The organism is Grimontia hollisae CIP 101886, assembly GCF_000176515.1.
Classification (GTDB): Bacteria; Pseudomonadota; Gammaproteobacteria; order Enterobacterales; family Vibrionaceae; genus Enterovibrio; species Enterovibrio hollisae.
In genome coordinates, this window is the sequence record NZ_ADAQ01000010.1 from 87138 (window position 1) to 109017 (window position 21880).

21 protein-coding genes are annotated in these 21880 nt (G+C 47.9%); 10 read left to right on the forward strand and 11 right to left on the reverse strand.

The window, feature by feature from the left end; translation table 11 throughout:
* Nucleotides 1–34: 34 nt before the first annotated feature.
* Together VHA_RS18565 and VHA_RS05155 are read left to right on the forward strand one after the other, a co-directional pair.
* Nucleotides 35–187: a YoaH family protein gene (locus VHA_RS18565; protein WP_005502494.1), complete on the forward strand. Its 153-nt coding sequence runs from the start codon at nucleotides 35–37 to the stop codon at nucleotides 185–187.
* 109 nt (nucleotides 188–296) lie between these two features.
* A complete protein-coding gene (locus VHA_RS05155; RefSeq protein WP_005502495.1) occupies nucleotides 297–821 on the forward strand; it encodes a nucleotidyltransferase family protein in 525 nt (174 codons plus the stop codon).
* A gap of 68 nt (nucleotides 822–889) precedes the next feature.
* Here the strand turns inward: VHA_RS05155 and nadE are convergent, their stop codons facing one another.
* Nucleotides 890–1726, reverse strand: a complete 837-nt coding sequence (gene nadE / locus VHA_RS05160) for an NAD(+) synthase (protein ID WP_005502496.1) — start codon at nucleotides 1724–1726, stop codon at nucleotides 890–892.
* Nucleotides 1727–2020: 294 nt separating this feature from the next.
* Between nadE and VHA_RS05165 the strand changes: the two genes are divergently transcribed.
* Complete coding sequence (locus VHA_RS05165) at nucleotides 2021–2569, forward strand: nicotinate-nicotinamide nucleotide adenylyltransferase (RefSeq protein ID WP_005502497.1); 549 nt, start codon at nucleotides 2021–2023, stop codon at nucleotides 2567–2569.
* A gap of 45 nt (nucleotides 2570–2614) precedes the next feature.
* Here VHA_RS05165 and VHA_RS05170 read toward each other — a convergent pair whose 3' ends face one another.
* Nucleotides 2615–3274 carry a hypothetical protein gene (locus VHA_RS05170; protein ID WP_040528264.1) on the reverse strand — a complete coding sequence of 220 codons (660 nt, stop codon included), beginning with the start codon at nucleotides 3272–3274 and terminating at the stop codon, nucleotides 2615–2617.
* Nucleotides 3275–3494: 220 nt separating this feature from the next.
* Here VHA_RS05170 and VHA_RS05175 point away from each other — a divergent pair, with 220 nt between their 5' ends.
* Entirely contained in the window at nucleotides 3495–4607 is a 1113-nt protein-coding gene (locus tag VHA_RS05175; protein WP_005502499.1) for a 1-acyl-sn-glycerol-3-phosphate acyltransferase, read from the forward strand.
* A gap of 93 nt (nucleotides 4608–4700) precedes the next feature.
* On the opposite strand, the gene VHA_RS05180 is transcribed toward VHA_RS05175, so the two are convergent.
* Nucleotides 4701–5597: a LysR family transcriptional regulator gene (locus VHA_RS05180; RefSeq protein WP_005502500.1), complete on the reverse strand. Its 897-nt coding sequence runs from the start codon at nucleotides 5595–5597 to the stop codon at nucleotides 4701–4703.
* 623 nt (nucleotides 5598–6220) lie between these two features.
* Here VHA_RS05180 and chrA point away from each other — a divergent pair.
* A complete protein-coding gene (gene chrA / locus VHA_RS05185; protein WP_005502501.1) occupies nucleotides 6221–7369 on the forward strand; it encodes a chromate efflux transporter in 1149 nt (382 codons plus the stop codon).
* Between the two features lie 257 nt (nucleotides 7370–7626).
* Here chrA and VHA_RS05190 read toward each other — a convergent pair whose 3' ends face one another.
* The 7 genes from VHA_RS05190 to VHA_RS05220 form a co-directional block, all read right to left on the reverse strand.
* The gene (locus VHA_RS05190) at nucleotides 7627–8655 is read right to left on the reverse strand and encodes a Gfo/Idh/MocA family oxidoreductase (protein WP_005502503.1); all 1029 of its coding nucleotides are present in this window, start codon (nucleotides 8653–8655) and stop codon (nucleotides 7627–7629) included.
* 125 nt (nucleotides 8656–8780) lie between these two features.
* On the reverse strand, nucleotides 8781–9545 hold the full coding sequence (locus VHA_RS05195) for a heme ABC transporter ATP-binding protein (RefSeq protein WP_005502505.1): 765 nt from the start codon (nucleotides 9543–9545) through the stop codon (nucleotides 8781–8783).
* Nucleotides 9545–10588, reverse strand: a complete 1044-nt coding sequence (locus tag VHA_RS05200; protein ID WP_005502507.1) for a FecCD family ABC transporter permease — start codon at nucleotides 10586–10588, stop codon at nucleotides 9545–9547. Before VHA_RS05200 ends, VHA_RS05195 begins: the two co-directional genes overlap by 1 nt.
* A gap of 2 nt (nucleotides 10589–10590) precedes the next feature.
* Entirely contained in the window at nucleotides 10591–11451 is an 861-nt protein-coding gene (locus tag VHA_RS05205; protein ID WP_005502509.1) for a heme/hemin ABC transporter substrate-binding protein, read from the reverse strand.
* A complete protein-coding gene (locus tag VHA_RS05210) occupies nucleotides 11448–11864 on the reverse strand; it encodes an ExbD/TolR family protein (RefSeq protein WP_005502514.1) in 417 nt (138 codons plus the stop codon). The genes VHA_RS05205 and VHA_RS05210 overlap by 4 nt, the downstream gene beginning before the upstream one ends.
* Nucleotides 11861–12568 carry a MotA/TolQ/ExbB proton channel family protein gene (locus tag VHA_RS05215; protein ID WP_005502515.1) on the reverse strand — a complete coding sequence of 236 codons (708 nt, stop codon included), beginning with the start codon at nucleotides 12566–12568 and terminating at the stop codon, nucleotides 11861–11863. Before VHA_RS05215 ends, VHA_RS05210 begins: the two co-directional genes overlap by 4 nt.
* Before the next feature lie 2 nt (nucleotides 12569–12570).
* Nucleotides 12571–13347, reverse strand: coding sequence for an energy transducer TonB (locus VHA_RS05220; RefSeq protein WP_005502516.1), 777 nt, complete (start codon nucleotides 13345–13347; stop codon nucleotides 12571–12573).
* Nucleotides 13348–13512: 165 nt separating this feature from the next.
* On the opposite strand from VHA_RS05220, the gene hutW reads away from it, so the two are divergent.
* The 5 genes from hutW (at nucleotide 13513) to VHA_RS05245 (ending at nucleotide 20179) form a co-directional block, all read left to right on the forward strand.
* Nucleotides 13513–14883: a heme anaerobic degradation radical SAM methyltransferase ChuW/HutW gene (gene hutW / locus VHA_RS05225; protein ID WP_005502517.1), complete on the forward strand. Its 1371-nt coding sequence runs from the start codon at nucleotides 13513–13515 to the stop codon at nucleotides 14881–14883.
* 13 nt (nucleotides 14884–14896) lie between these two features.
* Nucleotides 14897–15421, forward strand: coding sequence for a heme utilization cystosolic carrier protein HutX (hutX, locus tag VHA_RS05230; RefSeq protein ID WP_005502518.1), 525 nt, complete (start codon nucleotides 14897–14899; stop codon nucleotides 15419–15421).
* Nucleotides 15418–15948: a heme utilization protein HutZ gene (gene hutZ, locus VHA_RS05235; protein ID WP_005502519.1), complete on the forward strand. Its 531-nt coding sequence runs from the start codon at nucleotides 15418–15420 to the stop codon at nucleotides 15946–15948. Before hutX ends, hutZ begins: the two co-directional genes overlap by 4 nt.
* Before the next feature lie 139 nt (nucleotides 15949–16087).
* On the forward strand, nucleotides 16088–18262 hold the full coding sequence (locus tag VHA_RS05240; protein ID WP_005502520.1) for a TonB-dependent hemoglobin/transferrin/lactoferrin family receptor: 2175 nt from the start codon (nucleotides 16088–16090) through the stop codon (nucleotides 18260–18262).
* A gap of 117 nt (nucleotides 18263–18379) precedes the next feature.
* Complete coding sequence (locus tag VHA_RS05245) at nucleotides 18380–20179, forward strand: ABC transporter ATP-binding protein (RefSeq protein ID WP_005502522.1); 1800 nt, start codon at nucleotides 18380–18382, stop codon at nucleotides 20177–20179.
* Between the two features lie 66 nt (nucleotides 20180–20245).
* Here the strand turns inward: VHA_RS05245 and VHA_RS05250 are convergent, their stop codons facing one another.
* Nucleotides 20246–21640 (reverse strand): glycoside hydrolase family 1 protein, encoded by a 1395-nt coding sequence (locus VHA_RS05250; protein WP_005502523.1) that lies wholly within the window; start codon nucleotides 21638–21640, stop codon nucleotides 20246–20248.
* Nucleotides 21641–21880 lie beyond the last annotated feature (240 nt).

The window sequence follows — 21880 nt, forward strand, 5'->3', positions numbered from 1 at the left end:
GCGGCTTCTGAAAGTGTTTTTTGAGGTCGTCGCAATGAACCAAATGCCAACATTGAGCCATGCTGAACAACAGGAAGCTGCAGAGCGTATCCATGCACTAATGGCGCAGGGTATGAGTAGCGGTGAAGCTATCATGAAGGTGGCCAATGAGATCCGCGAACGCGAAGCGTCAAAAAATAATGATTAATGTGAAAGCGGCCATTTTTTGGCCGTTTTCTTTTTCGTTTCTAACGTTATTCTAGGATCTGTTTATTTATCCCTTTTTAAAGTAGGGAAATCAGAGGAAAGGGACGACGTTGAACGATCGTTTGCTACTGGCAAAAGCATTTGCCCGCGCCCGACACGCAGGACAGCGATATGGAGAATTTCCCTATCATGTGCATTTAGATGATGTGGAGCGGTTAGCCCAACCTTTCGGTATCAATGCGATGGTTGTGGCGCAATTACATGATGTGTTGGAAGATACCACCACCAGTGTTGATGAGCTACTGCAAGATTTTGGTGAAAAGATAGCCTTATCCGTCAGCTATCTAACGGATCCGATGGTGGGTAATCGTGAGGAAAGAAAACGTCAGATAAACCAGCGTTTTCGAGAGCTTGATGAGTCAGATGAAGCGGCAAAGCTGGCATTGATTGTAAAGGCGTGTGATAGGCTCTCCAATGTAAAAGCTTGTCGGTTATTCCACCCCGAAAAATTCATCAGATACCAGCGAGAACATCCTGAATTCCGTAAAGCGGCTTATCGGCACGGCTTGTGTGAAATGATTTGGTGGGAATTGGATATGTTAATCGAAGTGGGTGACAAGCTCGCAAGGTTTTAGGGTCGTCACTTTTCAACCAAATCCCGACATGACAGGATATAAAGCGCTCTGGGGAGCGCTTCACGTTTTTATTCATTGTCGTAAACCGTTGGGATGGGCTGACGCTTGTGTTGTGTCGCATTGTAGATACTGATCAGACGATCCTTAACGCGATCCTCTACAGGTTTGCCTTCAAGGAAATCGTCGATCTCATCATAAGTCAGTTGTAACGCGTCTTCGTCGGCTTTTTGTGGCGACAATTCTTCCAGATCTGCTGTGGGTGTTTTTACCACCAATAACTCTGGCGCACCCAGATAAGCAGCCAGTTGGCGCACCTGACGTTTGTTCAGACCAAACAGAGGGGCAAGGTCACACGCGCCGTCACCGAATTTAGTATAAAAACCGGTAATATTTTCTGCAGAGTGGTCAGTGCCCAGCACCAAACCGCCTACCATACCAGCAATTTCATACTGGGCGATCATGCGGGCACGGGCTTTCACGTTACCTTTCACAAAATCGAGTTTTGCGTTGTCTTTCGGGATCAGATCAGTACCTTCGAGGGCTGTCAGGGTTGATGCATGCAGGCCATCAACACCCTCTTTGATGTTCACACTGACAGAATGGGTAGGTTGGATAAAGCTTAGTGCCAACTGAGCTTCATCTTCATCTTGTTGTACACCGTAGGGAAGACGAACGGCTATAAACTGATAATCCGTTGAGCCGGTTTCTTCATTCAGTTGTTCAACCGCCAGTTGCGCCAGTCGGCCACAGGTCGAAGAGTCGACACCGCCACTGATCCCGAGGACCAGTGATTTCGAGCCCGATGCTTGTAAACGGTTTTTGATGAAATTCACACGACGCTGAACTTCAAATTCAGGGTCGATGGTTGGGAGTACTCGCATTTCTGCACGGATAGCTTGTTCCATTTCCATTCCTACTGACAGAGTTTCTTTAAAGCCAACTACTTTAATGACAGGTTATTTACTGCATTTTGCAACATCCTTCGTGCAAAATCATGATCATTCTTACATAGATGGCTACTGTGATAGTTTTTCATTCTTTTGGTGCGATGAAACGATAAAACTCACTAAAATAAGGCAAAATTATACGTATTAGGTGGTTTCTTGTTCATCCAATCCCGCTTCATCCTGAAAGGGATTGAAGGATGCAGATTGGATCAGGTATCAATAGGGGACGACTGTGTATATTAAGAAGAGCATATGAGTAAAGCGGAATTACGGCAACACATTGCCATATTTGGCAGTGCATTCAATCCGCCCAGTTTAGGACACCTCAGTGTTGTAAAAAGGTTGGGGCATTTTGATCGGGTGCTTTTGGTGCCAAGCTTCGCCCACGCCTGGGGGAAGAAGATGGTGGATTTCGATAAACGCTGCGAGTGGGTTGAGATTTTTATTCAAGATGCAAACTGCTCCAACCTAGCCCTTTATCGTGAAGAAGAATTCTTGAGTGGTAAAGGCACGGTTACAACATGGGCACTTCTAAACCATATTCAGCAGCAATATCCCAATTCTGATCTGACCTTTGTACTTGGTCCAGATAATCTTTTAAATTTTTCCAAGTTCCACAAATCGGCAGAGATATTGCGGAGATGGAACGTGCTCGCATGTCCTGAGACGTTACCTGTAAGGAGTACAATAATCAGGGAGAGGCTGTTGGCAGGTGAATCGATTGATGACCTGACGACGCCTATTTTGGCGAAAAAACTGACGTGTCAGGATTTTCGCCAGAATAAGGCTGATCAATGCTAGTTTTTGCTGCAAATACAGATGGTTACTCTATAGCATAATTCGAGGTTAGACCGGTCCTGCAATTTTCCCGATCAATTGCATCAAAGATGCTTCTGTAAGGGATACTTGTTGGGCAAGATAGGTTGAGTTTTGGCCGGATTTCATTTTTCTTATCCAATTCCTGACTTTCAATTGTTCTGAAATCTCTCGGTTTTCTAAGTCTAATATGCTTATACAATCAATGTTGTCTGGTGAGCCACCGCTGTCTAACCATGTGATGGTTTCGGCCAGTTTTAACGTGCTGTCATCATATTTATCGTCAGGGGAAACCAAGGCGAAATAATCCCGGGCGCAACGCAGTAAACGTCCATAGGCTGATACCCACGCGTTGTTACCATTTTTGTTGAGCATATTCAGCTGTTCTACAATACCCTCTACCAATGTCGAAGGTGCAATATAACCGGCGCGGTTTGGCAGTGAAACTGTCGAACGAATAGAAAAATTAAACGTCGAAAAGAGAGATCCCTGTAAAACTGTTACAGCAGCAAGGCATCCCGAGGGCAGCCAGAATCCTTGGTTTTGACAAACGGGTAGCTCTAATTTGCCTAGACGGATAAGTGCCATGCCCTCGTGAATGAGGATATAGGAATAGTGGGGTTGTTTTTTACGCGGACCGACAATCAGGAAGTCGGCAGTTTGGTGCAGAAATTCTATGGCTTGCTTCATGTTAACGTTCTCTCGTTGCAAGGCGCACATAGTCATCGGTTTTGCCGGTGAGATCAAGCTAAGCGTATCTTGTTGTATGAAAATGCGCCACGCTGTTACAATAAGTTGTAGAGAAAAAGAGGTAAGACCTCCAACCTCTGTATTGTGGCGATGAAAACAATGTTCGAAATCCTATAACCGCGTAAAATAGCGCGGTTTTTATCGGAGTAAGTAGAGTCCTGTGCAACAAACCAACGATCCTTTCCTAGAAATTCGTCCATATAATGATGATGAAGTTCCCGGGGCGATTGAGCGCCTGGTCAATGATGAAGAATTTATATCTGCCATTATAAAATACCGTTTTCCTCAGTTGTCGGGCATTGCCGGGTGGTTGCTTAAACCCGTTTTGAAGCAGTACCTACGCTCAAAATGGAATAAAGTAAAAACCGTGCGTGATGTACAGCTGCATGTAGCGAAATACATGGAGTCGATGCTCAAAAACTCGTCGGACGGTTTAACTACCAGCGGCTTGGATAAACTCGATCCATCAAACAGCTATCTCTTTGTTTCCAATCACCGTGATATTGCCATGGATCCTGCCATGGTAAATTGGTGCTTGCACCAGCGTGGCTTTGATACAGTGCGCATTGCCATTGGGGACAATCTGCTCAAAAAGCCTTGTGCGACAGAACTGATGAAGCTCAATAAAAGCTTTATCGTGAAGCGTTCAGCGAAAGGTCCACGTGAGATGATGAAAGCGTTGGGGCAACTCTCTGCTTACATCAAATCATCACTCGATGAAAAACAGTCGATCTGGATTGCACAAAGAGAAGGCCGCGCAAAAGACGGTAACGATAAAACCGATCCCGCCATCCTGAAGATGTTCTTTATGGAAGGTCGCCGCCAGAACATTGATTTTGCGGACTACATTGCGTCACTTCGCATTGTGCCAGTGACCATTTCTTATGAGAACGATCCTTGTGACGCGGCGAAAGCCAATGAACTTTTCCGCAAACAGCAGGAAGGTGGATACGAGAAAGGCGAATTTGAAGATATCGAAAGCATCGTACAAGGCATTGTTGGCCAGAAGCGTCGCATCCATGTTGCGTTTGGTGATGTGATTGGTAGCGAATTTCACTCACCTGATGCCTTGGCAGAAGAAATAGATCGCCAGATTTACCGGAATTATCATTTGTTCCCGGCAAACTACATCGCTGCGGGTAAAGAACACAGTTCGATCACGGATAGTGATCGTGCGCAGTTTGATAGCAAGTTGTCATCATTACCGGAAGGTATTGCACAAATTGTGAAAGCAATGTATGCGATGCCAACGGTGAAAAAAGCGGATGCTTAAAGTAAAGCATAAGTCTGGAATAAGAAAAGGGATGTGACAATGTCACATCCCTTTTTCTGTGAGTTTGTGGTGGGTAATTTATAGGTGTGTACTTCAAACTACCCGAATATTCTCGGAAAGAAAACTTACGAAATGGCGTACTTTCGGTGCGAGGTATTCCCGCCGGGGATAGACAGCATAAACAGGTAGCTTCATTGTCGGTTTCCAGTCTTTCATCAGCACATTGAGCTCACCATTTTTTATTTCATCATTAAGAAGGTAGGTGGCTATATAGGCAATGCCAACGCCTGATTTTGCTGCTTCCAAAACCGCTGGGGCGTTATTAATGCGATAACTCCCCCTGACAGTCACTGACTGTTCACTGCCATCACGTTGGAATGACCATTGATCATAAATGTGCTGAACATTTTGATAAGTAATGCAATTGTGCTCGCGAAGATCGGACGGATGCTTGGGTGTACCGTTTTTTTCAATGTAAGACGGTGAAGCAACCAGTTTAAACTGACAATCTCCCAGCTTTCTTGTCACCATTCCTTCCGACGGAACTTCATGAATAACCAACCAACAGTCGAACCCATTTTCAACCAGGTTTGGGCAATGATCGAAAAGATGCACCTCGAGCTCTAATTCAGGAAATTGCGCTTGAAAAGAGGAGAGCAGTTGGGTGATTTGGGCATTGCCAAAGGATTGTGCAATGCCCACTCTTAGTCTTCCCGATACCTCATTTCTAAAACCAGCCACCACCGCTTCAGCATTCTGCATGGTTTCAACAATTTGATGTCCGAAAGCGGCGTATTGTTTGCCCGCCTCTGTCAGTGCGACTGACCGGGTATTGCGCTGCACCAGTTGTACGCCTAAACGCGCTTCCAGAAAGCGGATCTGCTTACTGACCTGAGACTTTGAGATCCCAAGATACTCGGCAGCACGGGTAAAGTGCTGTTCGTGGGCAACTGTCGCCAGAACGACCATTTGTTGCAGGTTATCTAACATATGGCAATTTCGTTAGTTATCGAGAGGGATAGCGTACCACAATCAAGCAATATTCAGTAAGTGACGTTGTCACATCATGTTAATTTTATCGTCGGGTTTGAAAAGTGTGTAGCAACACTCTCAGTGTTTTCTTTCTTATCTCTGTGTTTGTTTATCGCAAGCAAAGAACACGTCGATTGTACCGAATATTTCGGGTTGGAATAACGGAGTAAAGCTGAGCGGATATTTGATCCCTTTGCGATTATAGCCGGTGCGAGTTCAGATATGGAATCCATGTTTGTCAGCGAGTTACATAGTATTCTTTCAATATCTCCGATAGGTTAGGGTTTAATTAAATGATTAAAAACAGTGAGTTATGCGATTTGTTTTCTTCTGGAAACAATTGATATTGAAGTTAGTGAGCGCTAACATATGAGTGTAGTAAATATTCAATATTCAAAGCCCATCGGTTGTTCTGGGGGGATTTTATGGTTTTGAGTAGATTCAATGGAGATGATGAATAGTGTGGACTGATAGGAATTGTTTCCATTCACAGAAAGCGCCTTTTAGAATCGTTTTGTCCATACTGGTATAAAGCGTGTGGGATGCTGGATGCTTGGTTCATTAAGGAGGTTATCGTTCGGATGTTAGAGGTTTTGCTTCGTTTCTTTGCCCTTGGCTGTATGAGCTTTGGGGGACCCGTCGCCCATATTGGTTACTTCCAGCGGGAATTTGTTGAAAAGCGAAAATGGATTGAAGAAGAGAAATTTTCAATGGCATTGAGCTTGTGCCAGTTTTTGCCCGGTCCAGCAAGTAGCCAATTAGGCATGTTTATTGGTTATCATCGTGCAGGGTATCTGGGGGCAGTCGCTGCGTTTCTGGGCTTTACCTTTCCGTCTTTTGCACTTTTGACTGTGGCGGCGATGTATAGCACGAGTCTGGGAGAATCCTCTGCTCTGACGCTGATTATTTCGGCAGCGAAGTTGCTGGCAGTGGTGGTAGTGGCCGATGCTATCTGGACAATGGCACGTAAGTTTATCAGTGACGCTGTCACATTTTCTGTCTGTATAATATCAGCAGCATGGATCCTTTGGCAAACGGGCTTGATCGCACAATTGATGCCTATTGTTATCGCGGGTGTGCTGGGTTGGTTGTTTATCCGTAAACCTAAAACTCTAGTAGAGGCGGGTAAACCTGAGGGCATTAAACAGACAGCGGTTTTGTTTGGTGTGTTCGCCATATTTCTTGTTCTGCCCGCGTTAAGCCGTGCACCTGTAGTGAGCCTGTTCCATCACTTCTATCAAGCGGGGAGTTTTGTATTTGGTGGGGGCCATGTTGTCCTGCCATTGTTGCAGCCATTAATTGGTGATGCAGTACCTGGGGATGTGCTGGTAGAAGGATATGCTGCCGCACAGCTGGTTCCTGGTCCTATGTTTACGATTGCCAGTTATATTGGTGCGTCAATGGAAGGGATGAATCCGGTTCTTGGCAGTGCAGTGGCGACTATTGCTATTTTCCTGCCGGGAGCACTGCTTTTATTTGCTGCAATTCCTGTCTGGCAGGCAGTAATGCACCATCACAAATTCGCTGGCTCAGTGGTGCTGATTAATGCTGCGGTAGTAGGCCTTCTTATCGCCGCCTTTTATCAACCGGTTTGGGCGTCAGCGGTTCATGGTGTTGCGGATATTGTCGCTGTCATTATCGGTTTTGCAGTATTGCGTAAGTTCAACCTCTCAGTGTTTTGGTTACTGATGGGCATGTCGGTCTATGTTGTTGGCAAAAGCATGCTGTAAAAACGAAAAAGTGCCAAAGGTAATTCAATGGAGCCCGTGTTTACGGGCTTTTTTACATAGATCTCTGTGTATATCGTTATTTTGAACTTCTTCATGCACTATAACTTTTTATTGAGTGCTCATAGATAACGTGGGGATGGTGAACCAATTAGGTTCAGGCAGGGCCAGTGTCTGGGAGAAAAAAGAACGATGTTGCAGGGTGGAGGACATGTGGTTTGAAGGGAATAACGCCGGGATTGGCCGGCGTTGATTGGCAATTAAAACTCCCAGCGCTCGGTTTTACCAGTATCAGAGGCATGTTGGGCAAGCTCCAGCGCATAAACACCTTTCACCGCGTCATAAGGATCGATAGGGGGTGGTGTGCCGTTTAGAATCGCAGACGCTAGACTGGCAAACAGCTCCGAGTAACAACCATGTTCCAATGCAATGTCTTTTTCTGTGACATTGTCACCTATTTCCAGTTTTCCAACATGCTGTTGACGGCCAAACTCAGCGTTTGTAACCGTGACGCCGTCACGAAGTTGCTGTTCCTGAATATCCAACCCAAAACAAGAGAAGGTTGCTTTGCTACCCTGGGCGACAAATCTTGCCCCCTTACCGGAACGGTATGGACTCGAACTGAGAATGACTTCTTTGCCAGCGTAGTGAAGTGTCATCTGAAAATAATCAACTGCCTGAGAGTGAGGACGCATGGATTTACATTGGGCTGAAATAGAGCGTGGATCGCCAAACAGGTGGATAGCTTGATCAACTAGGTGCGAGCCCAAATCATAGAGGATGCCAGCACCTTCGCCCGGTTGTTCCCGCCAGCGTTGGCGAACGTCAGGACGGAAGCGGTCAAAGCGGGATTCAAGGACCTTGATGTCGCCAAGATCGCCTGAGTCAATCAATGCTTTTAACGTCAGGAAATCGCCGTCCCAACGGCGGTTTTGGTAAGGGCAGAGAATTTTTCCGCGGGCATTGGCGAGGTTTATCAGCGCCAGACCCTGACCGCTTTTCACCACAAAGGGCTTTTCGAGTAAGACATGGCAGTCTGCCTCTAGTGCTTGTTTGGCAAGCGTAAAGTGTGTGTGGTTTGGTGTGGTGATGATCACCAGATCTAACGCTGCATCCCGCAGCATGTCTTCAATGTTTGAGTAATACGTCGCTGAAGGCAGTTTCTCTGCCACCAAATCATGGTTTGAAGAAACAACCGCAACAGGCTCAAAATCTGGGTGGATAGTTAGAAAAGGGAGATGGAAGGTTTGCGCGGCGAAACCAAACCCAACAATGCCAGTACGAATCATATAGCGATCCTTGTTTTCGTTCGTGTTGTGGTTAGCCATTGATTATACGCGAGCCGATGAGAAAAGCTGTTTACCTGTCGAAAAAAGCCCTGGCAATTATGCGAGGGCTGTTGGAGATATTGGAATCAGGCAAGAATAACCGGGTAGTGCTCAGTAGGATGGGGCATCACATTCACTGGCCATCCATACACATCTTCGATGATGGCAGGTGTCAGTACAGATTCTGGTTGTCCATCTGCCACAATTTTTCCGCGGTTCAGCATTAAGATGCGGTCAGCGTATTGCGCCGCAAGATTTAAATCGTGGATCACGGCGATCACCGCAGATCCCTCTCTTGCCATCTGCTTTGCCAGTGTTAAGGTTTTATGTTGGTGTCCAATATCCAATGCGCTGGTGGGTTCGTCTAACATCAAAATCGGATCACGCTCGGATCTGGCGATTTGGGTTAATACCCGCGCAAGGTGTACCCGTTGTTTCTCGCCGCCGGACAAGCTGGGGTATAGCCTGTCTGCCAGATGCAATACGTCGGTTAGCACCATGTTTTTTTCAGCAATATTTACGATTTCCTTCTGGGATGCGGCCAGAGCAAGCCCGCCAAGTTCAACCACCTCACGAGCGGTAAAAGCAAACGTCAGGCCACTGGATTGGGGCAGAATGCCGACAGATGCTGCCAGTTGCTGGGGTGTCCAATGAGACACTGGCTTGCCGTAGAAACTGAGCGTACCGTTGCAAGGCCACTCCCGGCTGAGCAGTTTTAACAGACTGCTTTTCCCTGTCCCGTTTGGACCAAGGATAATCGTCAGCTCACCCAGCCTGAATGCAGTACTGACATCATCGAGCAGGGTTTTATTGCCCAGCGTCAGGGAGGCATGTTTAATTTCAATACCCATTATGCCAAACGACCTTTTTGTTTTAGTAGCAGAGCGAGAAAGAAAGGGGCACCCAGTGCTGCCGTAATAATACCGACAGGGATTTCTAACGGTGCAACGATAGTGCGGGCAATCATGTCCGACGCCAAAAGCACCAGCCCACCTAAAACGGCGGATACTGGAATGAGAGAGCGGTGGTCTGGTCCAATCAACATGCGGCCAATATGCGGAACGACAAGACCGATGAAGCCAATCATGCCGGATAGGGCTACTGTCACACCCACACCAGCCGCTGTTAACAGGATGAGGTTTCGTTTTAGAGACTGGACATTAATGCCTAAATGGCGCGCCTCAGCTTCACCTAATAACAACGCGTTCAACGGTTTGGCGTAGCGCTGGAACAGAATACCGAGTATGGCCAGCGATACAAACGCCAGAAGGATCGCATCCCACGACGCGCCCGCTAAAGAGCCCATGGTCCATAACGAGAGATCGCGAAGCTCCTGATCGTTGGCAAAGTAGTTCAGCAGCCCCATGCCTGCACCTGCAATCGCGCCAAGGGCGACGCCTGCCAACAGCATAATCGTCACAGATGTCCCATTGCTGCTGGTTCCCATGTAATAAATGGCAAAAGTGGTAAGTGCACCGCCCAGAAAGGCGAAAACAGGCACGGTTCCAAATACCAGAAACGCGGTATGCGTGATAACGCCGCCAAACAAAACAATCGCAATCGCGGCGCCAAGTGATGCACCGGCTGAAACACCAATAATGCCGGGATCCGCCAGGGGATTTCTGAACAGGCCCTGCATCACGGTACCGCACATCGCAAGAATCCCCCCCACAGCAATAGCCAGCAGGGTGCGTGGCAAACGAACCTCCTGGATGATCACCGACATATAGTCAGGAAGATCTGACGGGAGAGGGAGCAGTGCTTTCAAGCTGTCGAAAAAGCCAATGTTCATCGGTCCCAGCGTAATTGAGCTCACGACGGTGATGTACAGCAAGATCAAAGAGACGATCATCATCCACCGCACAGGCACGCGGCGAGTTAACAAATCATTCATGGTTACGGCTGCTCACTGGCCACAAAGCGTTGATTCAGTTCCGTTGCCAGCTCCAGGCTCGCTAAGCCGAACCCGCCCAAAATGGCATAGCCAGAAATGGGAATGACGTTGTTGTTTTTAAACGCGGGTGTGGCCGCTAATAAAGGCTGCTGTTTTACCATGCCTTCAATACCGCCAACCTGGGATAAGGTACGCTCTGATACCAGAATGTATTCAGGTTGCATTTCAACGATAGATTCCGTCGAAAATGGCTTGTAGCTGGACGTTTGTTTTGCGGCGGGATTAATGCCGCCAGCCAGTTCAATCACGGTGTTGACCGTGGTTTCATTGCCAGCGACGGTCAAGGGGCGGCCATCAGAGAGCATCATGAACAGGACGGTCGGTTTCCTTTCTGGGGCAGAAGCCGTTAGGTGACTGATCTTTTCTGCAACATTCGATTTAATTTCTGCACCTTTATCCATGGTACCGGTGATCGATGCTACGAGATCTACCCGTTGGTTAAAGTCTTCAATGGATGTGCCAGTCGGCAGTTTTTGCACGTCGACCTTTGCTGATTTCAACAGGTTCAATGTGCTTTCCGGTCCCATTTCAGGCGAGCCAATCAAATGGGTGGGGCTCAGTGCCAGCAAGCCTTCTGCGGAAAGCTGACGGTGATAACCCAGCACAGGAATATCCCGGCCGTCGAGATAATGGCGACTGGTGAGGTCAACCGCCACGACATCTTTGTCAGCACCAAGGGCAAACAACAGCTCTGTGACTGTTGAGCCCGCGCTGATAATCCGCGCACCATCAGCAAACGCGCAAGAAGCAAACAAACCAGAGATAAATAGCGCAGCAGCGCCAAGTTTAGTGTTTATTTTCATTGTTCTTCCATCACAATATTGGTGGCATTGATATTGTTGTTTTGCATAAAGGCGAGGACTTTCAGCATGCTTTCCACATTGGCTTGCTTGTCCGCCGCAATCACCACCGGTTTATCAGGCGCGTGTGCAATGGCTTCCAGCAGTTGTGTGGTGAATGAGGTCCAATCGGGGATGGGTTCCCCCTGTAATGCCCATGAAGGCTCGCCACGCAATACATTAATGGCAATAACATCACGGTCGGGTGATGCCAGCACATCCGTATCTTCCGTCTGGGGAATGGCGATATCCATGGTTTTGATTTGGATATTGGCGGTCAGCAGCAAGAACACCATGACGATAAAAATGATGTCGAGCAGGGGAGTGAGATCGGGCGTGAATGACAGTGATTCACTTTCAGGCTGTGAGCGAATCATGCAGTAGGCTCCGAAGGGGTAATTGGGCAAACAGGCTTACAATGTTTTGGACATTCACCGTATTCATCAAACGACACACCTGCCAAATGAAGGTTAAAGTGATTCAGTACGTATTCTATCTTCGCCAGTGTACGATCCGCCCAAAGACTGAATACCTGTGAGGAGGCAATGGCTGGCAGCGCAATAAGTAAGCCTGCTGCGGTGGTTGACATGGCAAGGCCCAAGCCATCAGCCAATTCCGCTGGGGAAATACCGCCTTGTGTGGCGGACAGTCCTTTAAACATCTCAATCAAGCCCATGACAGTGCCAAGAAGACCGATGAGCGGGCTTAGGACACCAATAATATTCAACATCTTTAGGCCTGCTGTGAATTGGCGGCGTTTTTTCTGTAGCCAGATGCTAACCGCTTCCTCACGTAACGATTTGGTAAAGTGACGATGATTGATCAACATGCAGATCCCCTGAGAAAGGGTACTTTTGTCTTTCTGGTGGCGCTTAACATACGCCTCGAGTTGCTTGTCGTCAGTCAGTGATAATGAATAGATCTCTTTTTGTAGTGGTTTGCTGCCCGTTTTGGTGTTCAGGATGGCAAAAACAATGCGCTCGACAATCAGCATCAGCATCAATGCAGAAAGCAGGGTCAACGGCCAGGTCATGATGCCAAGCTGCGCGTGAATAGAAGAGATAAAGTGTAAGTCGAACATGATTAATCCAGATTAAAACGAACAGGAATTCTGACTCTGTGCGCCAAGGCGACACCATTTTCTTTGTGGCTGTTAAACTGCCACTTTTTCACTGCTTCAATCGCAGCATCGTCAAGCAAATCAAAGCCTGAGCTTTTCAACAGCGACAGGTTGGTCTGGTCGCCATTTTCATCAAGCCACACCTCAAGCAGTACCGTGCCTTCCATACCTTTACGCTTTGCCATTCTTGGGTAGTTTGGTTGGGAAGGACGAACTTTAAATGTCACCTTGTCGACCAATACCGGGGAAGAGGCAGCTGTCTGGTTCGCTTGTGTCTCAGAGCTCACTTTCTTGACGGTCTCTTTCGGTTTTTCATTGGGCTTATCATTTATTTTTTTTCTGGCAGGCTGTTTTTTTTCCTTCTTGGGTTCCTGTTTCTTAACCGTCTCAACAGGCTTTTTCTCGGTTTTCGTTTTGGGTTTAGGCTCGGCTTTTCTTGGCAGCTCTGTTTTTTTCATTTTTGCCCGTTCACTGATCTCAGAAGGCTTAGGTGCTGCCGGAGGTTCTGGTGCCTTTCTCTCCACGGGGTCAGATGCTTGCGTGTGAGGCGGTTCATCGACAGGAGAGGGTGCTGGCTCCTTGGGTGCCGGTTTTGCGGTTGCAACAAGCTTTATAGCCACGCGGTTTCCTGTGTTGGCATCATGCAACGTGAACTGGGGTGAAGGTGGCTGGGCAAAGATCGCCAGACTGTGCAGTGCAACTGAAACGACACCACAAATTACGTACCGTTGAGCGTTCACACATACTCCTGAAGAACGTCATTTGATAAGCGATTAACTGCATTATGCATGAAACACGAATGAGATCAATTATCAGTTGCATTATTTTCTAATCTGAATATGATTGAATTCACAAGGAAACAGCTCGCAGTTTGACGCTGTTAGTCGTAAAGGTTGCTCATTGAGATGAATATTGATCTCCACAATCCGGAACTGGTCGGGCTAAACACGCCTGATCCACTTCGTTTTGCCTTTCAACGTAAAAAGAGTGCACATGCTGGTGGCATGATGCGATCTGTTAACACTGAAGATATTCAAAGTACGCTTGAAAAGGCACACGCAACCCCCGCATTGTCAGCGTATTCTCCGCGTTGTCTGTACATTCATATTCCGTTTTGTCGGGTGCGGTGTACGTACTGCAATTTCTTCCAGTACGCGTCCAGCAATTCCCTGATCGAAGGGTATGTTGAGGCACTACGGGCAGAAATACGGTGGAAAGCGGCGCAAACCTGGAGTCAGTCTGCACCTTTTCAGGCAGTCTACATTGGCGGAGGAACGCCAACTGACCTCAGTGGCGAGCAAATCCGGCTGATTGTATCGGATATACGCAGCCTGTTTCCCCTGACGCCGGATTGTGAAATCACCCTGGAAGGTCGGATAAACCGCTTTGGGACAGATAAATTTGAAGCCGCATTGGAAGGGGGCGTGAACCGCTTTTCGTTTGGTGTGCAAAGTTTCAATACTCTGGTTCGCCGCAGTGCAAAGCGCCTTGATGACCGTGACGTAGTGCTGGAAAAAATTCAGCAGCTTTCACGCTATAACGCAGCGCCCATTGTGCTGGATTTGCTCTATGGACTGCCACATCAAACCCTGGAAATCTGGCAGCAGGATTTGAATGATTACTTGGAATCCGGTGCACACGGTGTTGACCTTTATCAACTGATCGAAATGCAAGGCTTGCCCATGGCGAAGTTGGTTGAAGCGGGTAAATTGCCGCTCCCTGCTGACACCCAAATGAAAGCCAGCATGTTTGAGATGGGGGTGAACTTTATGGCAACGCATCACCAGAAGCGTCTTAGCGTTAACCATTGGTCGTCAGATAACCGTGAACGCAGCATTTATAACTCCCTGGCTAAAACCACCGCAGAAATCATGCCGCTTGGCGCGGGGGCAGGTGGCAATGTGAATGGCTGCCAAATGATGCAGACCCGCGATATGGAGACATATATCTCAGCGATTAAAGATAATCGTTACCCTGTCACCATGTTAACAATGGCATCACCTAACCGGGCTGTTATCGCAGAAGTGAAATCAGGTTTTGATGCGGGTGTACTGTCCCAATACAAACTGGATGCGGTTGCTGGCACAGGAACATTCGACGCACTTTCCCCTTTGTTTGAGGCCTGGCAAGGGAATGGGCTGGTCTATCTTGAAAAGAACGGAAATAACCGAAGCTATTTAACATTGACCCTGGCGGGGCAATTCTGGGCGGTCACGCTCGCTCAGAACCTGATTGACGTTTTATCGAAACAACAAGCGGCAACGGTCGCCGCTTAGGAGTAGCAATACGATGCAACAAGCGATCATCGTGACGGAAGAAACCAAACAGCGTGTCGCTGATTATTTAGCCAAAGACGTGCATACGCCTGTGTCCAATATGGTGTCTGAACTTGGTCTCACCGAAGGTGAGATCACCTTGGCGCTTCCGGAAAGTATGGTAACCCGTGTAGAGGGCGTGTTGGCCCAAACCATTCTTGAAGCTATACCATCCTGGGGTAAAGTGACCACGATTGTCCATTCAGGCGGGTCGGTGTTTGAGTTCAAGGCGGCTTTTCCAAAAGGCAAGGTGGCGCATGGGTACTACAACCTGATGGGCCGGGAAGGGCAGTTACATGGTCATCTTCGTCTCGATCTGGTGTCAGATATTGTCTTTGTCAGCAAACCTTTCCGTGGCACCGAAAGCCACTATATCGGTTTTTATGATGCGAGCGGACATTGTGTTTTCAAAATCTATCTGGGCCGCGATAAAAAGCGTCAGCTATTCCCAGAACAAGTTGAACGGTTTAATGCCATGAAGCAGGAGTTGGCAAAATGAGTGACAAAGCAGAACGTATCCAAAACCGTCTGGGTCCTGAAATCCAAGAATTTCGCGATTCACGTAAAACGCTTCAGCTTGGCACTGTTGATAAAGAAGGCAGACCACATACCAGCTATGCGCCTTTTGCCTTCTCTGAGCGGGGTTACTACATTTTGGTGTCTGACTTAGCCACCCATGGCCAGAACCTCAAGACTTGCAAAGCCGTGTCTATCATGATGATCGAAGATGAAAGCGAAGCCCGCTCGATTTTTGCGCGTCGCCGTCTGTCTTTTGATACCAATGCAGAGCTGATTGAACGTGATTCTGAGCACTGGAATACCGCGATTCACGTGATGCGTGAGCGCTTGGGCGAGATGATTGACAACTTAAGCCAGCTCGGTGACTTCCGCCTTTACCGTCTTAACCCAGTGATTGGTCGCTATGTGAAAGGCTTTGGCCAGGCGTTTGATGTGTCGGGTGAAGACATGCTTTCAGTGATCCATCTGAATGAAGGTCACGTGAAACAAATGAAAGAGAACGCGTAATCTTATTTGCAGCCCCTCTACCTGAGGGGCTGCCATTTCTTATAACGATAAAAATCGCACGGAAACCAGTGTGAGTGGGTTTCTTTTGCCTGATGAAAACTGAATGGAAATTCTCAGGCATTTAAAAAGAGTGGAAATTATGACTATCAGGAAAAATAAACTGGCACTTTTGGTCGGATTACTGTGTGCCGGCAGTGCGGCAGCACAGGATGTCTACACTTTCGACGAAGTGGTAGTCTCTGCAACACGGAGTGAGCAAAACATCAGTGATGTGGCGGCATCGGTGGACGTGGTCAGCAGTGAAAAACTGGAAAAAGATCTGTCCCAGAACATGAAGTCCGCTGTTGAGTCAGAACCAGGTGTGAGTATGGCCGGTAATGGGCGGTTTGGTCTGACAGGATTTAACATTCGCGGTCGTGATGAAAACTATGTAAAGACCATTATTGATGGTGTTGAACTGCCTGGAACATATAATCCAGGCGCGGATGTTATGCGCAAGTACAATAACACATTAGAAACCGACACACTTCAACGCATAGAAATCAATAAAGGACCGATTTCCAGTCTTTATGGCAGTGATGCATTGGCCGGTGCGGTGATCCTTCGTACCAAAAACCCGGATGATTTGCTGGATGAGGGCAATGATACCTACGCCAGTGTGAAAGGCGGTTACTACAGTGCGGATGAGAGCTACAAAGCTACAGCAACGTTGGCAAACCGCACTGGCGATTTGGAAACGCTGCTGATTTTCACCCATCGTGACGGGCATGAGACCCAAACTTATGGAGGCTCTGGTATTGCCGGCCCAGATCGTGGTGAGGCTGATCCGGTTGATTTCCAATCCGATAACATTCTGGCAAAGGCCTTTTATCAACTGAATGATGCGCACCGTGTCGGTGTTTCCGTAGAGTCTTACCATCGTGATCAGGACGTTATCCGTCTGTCTGATGAAGGTGATGTCATTGCATTTGGCCCATACCGCTATGTGTATTCCAACACCCGCGGGTACGATGATGATTCACGCCAACGCTACAGCATTGAACATCAGTGGCAGGCGAATAACCCAGCGTTTGATTTACTCGAATGGCGGGTTGCTTACCTGAAATCGGAATCCAAACACGACAACACTGACACCCTGACGAAAACCACGCCAACAGGGACAAGTGTTGAAAACCGAAACCGTCAGAGAATCGGTGAAGACGAATCGTGGCAAGCCGATGTTCAATTCAATAAAGTTGTTGCGTTGGATAGCACCTATCACGACGTGGTTTATGGTGCCAGTTATGTCAGTAATGAATTCAACCTGGACTATAACAACATCAATCGGGATACCGGGATGGTGACCGATGCAACCCCGGAAGTACCCAATGCAGAATCCCGCAAATGGGGAGTATTTATTCAAGACCAAATGTTCTTGATGAATGAAACACTGGTCTTGAATGCGGGTCTGCGATACGACAACTTCAGTGCGGCTCCAAAAGGTAACAGCGCCTATGCTGATGGCAAAAATGATGCGTTGACTGGGCGTTTAGGGGCGGTTTATCACTGGAATGATACGTTCAGTACCTTTGCTCAGGTCAGTCAAGGATTTAAAGCGCCAACGCTTCAGGATCTTTACTACTTCTATGACACAGGGGCGACGTTCATTCCTAACCCGAACCTGAAAGCAGAAGAAAGCATTTCCTATGAAACCGGTATGCGGTTTAGGCAAGAGTTTGGCCGTATTGATATTGCTGTTTTCTATAATGATTATAAAAATTTCATTGAGAGCCGTTTAGTGGATGCAAACGGGCCTGATGGAAAAGAAGTGTGGACAACGGACAATATTGGCCGTGCTGAAATCTACGGTGCTGAACTGAAAGCGCATTTGGCATTGGATCGTATGCTGGGTGCACCAACGGGCATCTATTCTGATCTCAGCCTTGCATATGCCAAGGGTGAAAACAAAACCAATGGCGAAGCGATTGATACGGTTGCCCCGCTAACGGCAACGCTCGCACTCGGCTATGTGGATTCGGAAGATACTTACGGTGGCAAGGTGTCGATGCGCGCTGTCGCGGGTAAATCGGGGGATGACTGGAGTAACGCCAATAATGTCAATAACGTGAGTGCGCCAGGTTACACTGTCACGGATTTGACAGCATATTACCGTCCAATGAAAGACCTGACCCTACGAGCGGGCCTGTTTAACGTCTTCGACAAGAAGTATTGGGATTATGCTGATCTGGCAGGCGTGGACAAAGATGAGTCTGGGCTTGATCGTCGCACCCAGCCTGGACGTAATTGGGGGATAGAAGCGGAATACGTGTTCTAATTCCCACCGTGTCTTACAGCAAACACCCCGGGGATGTCCGGGGTGTTTTCCGTTCTGGCCTGCGTTATGCTCAGGTTATGCATAAAAATAAAGATGACAAACTCTTCTGGAGAGATAGTGAGTAGCACGACACTAACAACCCTTTCAACGCGCTGGTTGATTGAACAGGCAAAAAAGCAAAAAAAACGCCTGATTGCCGCCAACCTTATTGCGATTTGCGCGACCTTGATCAGCGTGCCCATTCCTCTGTTTATGCCCCTAATGGTTGATGAGGTGTTGTTGAACAAGCCCGCTGGTGGCGTCGCTTTCTTCAATTACATCTTGCCTGAATCATTGCAGCAACCGGCCAGCTATATCGTGATGGTGTTGCTGCTGGTGATTGTGATGCGGATACTCAGCCAGGCACTCAACATCTGGCAAAGTCGTCAGTTTACTCTGGTATCCAAGTCGATCACCTGTCACATCCGCCAACAGTTGCTCGACAAGCTGGGCCGCATCAGCATGAAAGAGTATGAAGAGCGCGGCAGCGGGGGCATAAGCTCTCATCTGGTGACAGACATTGAAACCATTGACAGCTTTTTGGGTAACAGCCTGAGCCGATTTGTTGTCGGTGTGCTCACTGTTATCGGTACAGCCGCTATCCTGCTTTGGCTGGATTGGGCGCTGGGGCTGTTTATCTTGCTGGTCAACCCGCTGGTCATTTACCTTTCCCGTAAAATGGGTCAGCGGGTCAAGCACCTTAAAAAAGCCGAAAACCAATCTTTCGAGCGCTTTCAGCAACGTTTGGTGGAAACGCTGGACGGTATCTACCAATTGCGTGCCGCTAACCGTGAGCGCGCATACTTAGAGATGTTGAAAAAAGATGCCGATGCCATCCGCCATGACGCCGATAAATATGCCTGGCAATCAGAAGCAGCAGGGCGCATCTCCTTTCTGATGTTCTTGATTGGCTTTGAGCTTTTCCGCGCTGCCGCCATGTTGATGGTGCTGTTCAGTGATCTGACTATCGGCCAGATTTTTGCGGTGTTTGGCTATCTGTGGTTTATGTTGAGCCCGATTCAGGAGCTGTTAGGTATTCAATATGCCTGGTTCAGCGCCTCCGCTGCGATGAAGCGCTTGAATGGATTGCTGGCACTGGAGGAAGAGCCACGGCAGGATGCAGGGAAAGATCCGTTGTCTGATTTAGACACCTTCGGCGTGGAGTGCCGTGACCTGACGTTCAGTTATGACAGCGAGAAAACTGTGCTGAACGGGCTTTCTCTCACTATTCCCCAAGGTAAGCGTGTTGCACTGGTTGGTGCATCCGGTGGCGGTAAATCCACGCTGATACAACTTTTGCTTGGCCTTTACCGGAAATCTGGCGGTGACGTGTTGGTTGACGGTAAACCGATTGAAGAAATTGGCTACGAAACCCTGCGCCAGCATACAGCTGTGGTGTTACAGCAACCGATGATCTTTAACGACACCCTGCGTGAAAACCTGACGCTGGGCCGTACCGATTTTTCGGATCAGCAGCTTTGGCAATCATTGGAGATTGCTCAGCTGAGTGATGTGGTCGAAAAGCTGGATAATGGTCTTGAATCACAGCTGGGCCGTCAAGGGCTTAAGCTTTCTGGCGGTCAGCGACAGCGTCTGGCAATTGCCCGGATGGTGCTGACCAACCCGAAACTGGTGATTCTGGATGAGGCGACCTCAGCACTGGATACAGCGACAGAAGCTGCGCTGCATGACGCGCTGAATAACTTTCTTCAGGGCCGCACCACGTTGATTGTGGCACACCGTTTGTCTGCAGTGAAACAGGCTGATCTGATTTATGTGCTGGAAGACGGAAAAGTTGCGCAGTGTGGGAACCATAATGAGCTCGTGAAGGAAGAGGGCGTTTACCAAACCCTTTATGGCAATCTGCAAGTTGGGTGATTGATTCAACCTGATAAAGATAGAAAGCCCTGCGGTGCAGGGCTTTCCAGTTTCTAGAGCAGGGAATTATTCTACTTTCAAGGACGCACCCTGTGTTTTTATTACATCCTGATACCAGAAGAAGCTCTTTTTGCGTTTCCGTGCCAGTGTGCCACTGAAATCATCATGGCGGTCGACATAGATAAAGCCATAGCGCTTACACATTTCTGCGGTAGAGTTTGCCACCAGATCGATGGGCCCCCACGAGGTAAAGCCCATTAATTCAACGCCATCCTTGATTGCTTCACGTGCCTGAACAAGATGATCATTCAGATACGCAATACGGTAGTCGTCCTGAATCTCGCCATTTTCGTCAGGTTCATCGCGTGCCCCTAATCCATTTTCAACAATGAAAAGCGGCTTTTGGTAGCGGTCGTATAAGAAATTCAACAGAATACGCAGGCCTTTCGGGTCAATCAGCCATCCCCACTGGCTCTTTTCCAAATAAGGGTTTGGCACACTGGCGACAATGTTGCCGATCTCTTTCTGCTTCGGATCAGCGCTGGCACAACCGCTGGCGTAGTAACTGAAGGAAATAAAATCGACCGAAGCCTGGGCGATTGTTTCAAGGTCACCGTCTTCCATCGCGATGTGAATACCGTTCTCACGGAAGTAACGCAGCATATAACCGGGATATTTTCCGCGTGTTTGAACATCACCAAAGAACAACCACTTATTATTCTCGTGCATGGCGGCAATCACATCATCAGGATTGCAGGTGAGTGGGTAGTTAAGCGCGCCCAGCAACATGTTGCCAATTTTGGCATCAGGGATAATCCGGTGGCACAGCGTCACGGCTTTGGCATTTGCCACCAACTGGTGGTGAATGGCCTGATAGATAGCCTGCTCACTGGCATCCTCTGACAAGCCTACGCCGGTGAAAGGAGCATGGAGAGACATATTAATCTCATTGAATGTCAGCCAAAGTTTCACTTTATCTTTGTAACGCTCAAATACCACGCTGACATAGCGTTCAAAGAAGTCGATAAGCTTGCGATTAGCCCAACCGCCATAGTTTTCAACCAGTGCATATGGCATTTCATAGTGGGAAAGTGTCACAAACGGTTGAATGTCATACTTGGCCAACTCATCGAAAATGCGGTCGTAGTAGGCAAGACCTGCCTCGTTTGGCTTCTCCTCATCGCCATTGGGGAAAACACGGGTCCATGCAATCGAAAGGCGAAGGCAGTTGAATCCCATTTCGTTGAACAGGGCGATGTCTTCAGGATATCGGTGATAAAAATCAATCGCCACATCCTTGATGCCCGATGTGCGCTCTTCACGCGTCTGGTGAGGGCTGAGAATACCTGACGGCAACATGTCAGATGTAGAGAGTCCTTTTCCTTCGACATCAAAAGCGCCTTCTACCTGGTTGGCAGCGATTGCACCGCCCCATAGAAAATCATTCGGGAATAACGTCATGTAAACCTCGTTGGGATACAGGATGAATGCATAAAAAAGATGATGTGTAGTATCGATGACTATTCCTGCAAGAAAAAGAGGCTTTTATGGAGGAGAACCGTTCCTTATTTTCAGGAAAGTTTCCAGTTTTTGGAAGGCTAACAAAGAAAAGGGGAAACAGAGATTGTCCAGATGTGTCACTTATTTACATGTGAAATGGAGCAAAAGCGAAATGTGGCTGGAAAGTGTAGTCAGTGTAGC

What these genes read in the sequence shown, in the direction of transcription:
- VHA_RS18565 (WP_005502494.1), top strand. Translation starts at nt 35, where the DNA reads ATGAACCAAATGCCAACATTGAGCCATGCTGAACAACAGGAAGCTGCA.
- nadE (WP_005502496.1), bottom strand. Translation starts at nt 1,726, where the DNA reads ATGGAACAAGCTATCCGTGCAGAAATGCGAGTACTCCCAACCATCGAC.
- VHA_RS05165 (WP_005502497.1), top strand. Translation starts at nt 2,021, where the DNA reads ATGAGTAAAGCGGAATTACGGCAACACATTGCCATATTTGGCAGTGCA.
- VHA_RS05170 (WP_040528264.1), bottom strand. Translation starts at nt 3,274, where the DNA reads ATGAAGCAAGCCATAGAATTTCTGCACCAAACTGCCGACTTCCTGATT.
- VHA_RS05180 (WP_005502500.1), bottom strand. Translation starts at nt 5,597, where the DNA reads ATGTTAGATAACCTGCAACAAATGGTCGTTCTGGCGACAGTTGCCCAC.
- chrA (WP_005502501.1), top strand. Translation starts at nt 6,221, where the DNA reads ATGTTAGAGGTTTTGCTTCGTTTCTTTGCCCTTGGCTGTATGAGCTTT.
- VHA_RS05190 (WP_005502503.1), bottom strand. Translation starts at nt 8,655, where the DNA reads ATGATTCGTACTGGCATTGTTGGGTTTGGTTTCGCCGCGCAAACCTTC.
- VHA_RS05195 (WP_005502505.1), bottom strand. Translation starts at nt 9,545, where the DNA reads ATGGGTATTGAAATTAAACATGCCTCCCTGACGCTGGGCAATAAAACC.
- VHA_RS05200 (WP_005502507.1), bottom strand. Translation starts at nt 10,588, where the DNA reads ATGAATGATTTGTTAACTCGCCGCGTGCCTGTGCGGTGGATGATGATC.
- VHA_RS05205 (WP_005502509.1), bottom strand. Translation starts at nt 11,451, where the DNA reads ATGAAAATAAACACTAAACTTGGCGCTGCTGCGCTATTTATCTCTGGT.
- VHA_RS05210 (WP_005502514.1), bottom strand. Translation starts at nt 11,864, where the DNA reads ATGATTCGCTCACAGCCTGAAAGTGAATCACTGTCATTCACGCCCGAT.
- VHA_RS05215 (WP_005502515.1), bottom strand. Translation starts at nt 12,568, where the DNA reads ATGTTCGACTTACACTTTATCTCTTCTATTCACGCGCAGCTTGGCATC.
- hutW (WP_005502517.1), top strand. Translation starts at nt 13,513, where the DNA reads ATGAATATTGATCTCCACAATCCGGAACTGGTCGGGCTAAACACGCCT.
- hutX (WP_005502518.1), top strand. Translation starts at nt 14,897, where the DNA reads ATGCAACAAGCGATCATCGTGACGGAAGAAACCAAACAGCGTGTCGCT.
- hutZ (WP_005502519.1), top strand. Translation starts at nt 15,418, where the DNA reads ATGAGTGACAAAGCAGAACGTATCCAAAACCGTCTGGGTCCTGAAATC.
- VHA_RS05240 (WP_005502520.1), top strand. Translation starts at nt 16,088, where the DNA reads ATGACTATCAGGAAAAATAAACTGGCACTTTTGGTCGGATTACTGTGT.
- VHA_RS05250 (WP_005502523.1), bottom strand. Translation starts at nt 21,640, where the DNA reads ATGACGTTATTCCCGAATGATTTTCTATGGGGCGGTGCAATCGCTGCC.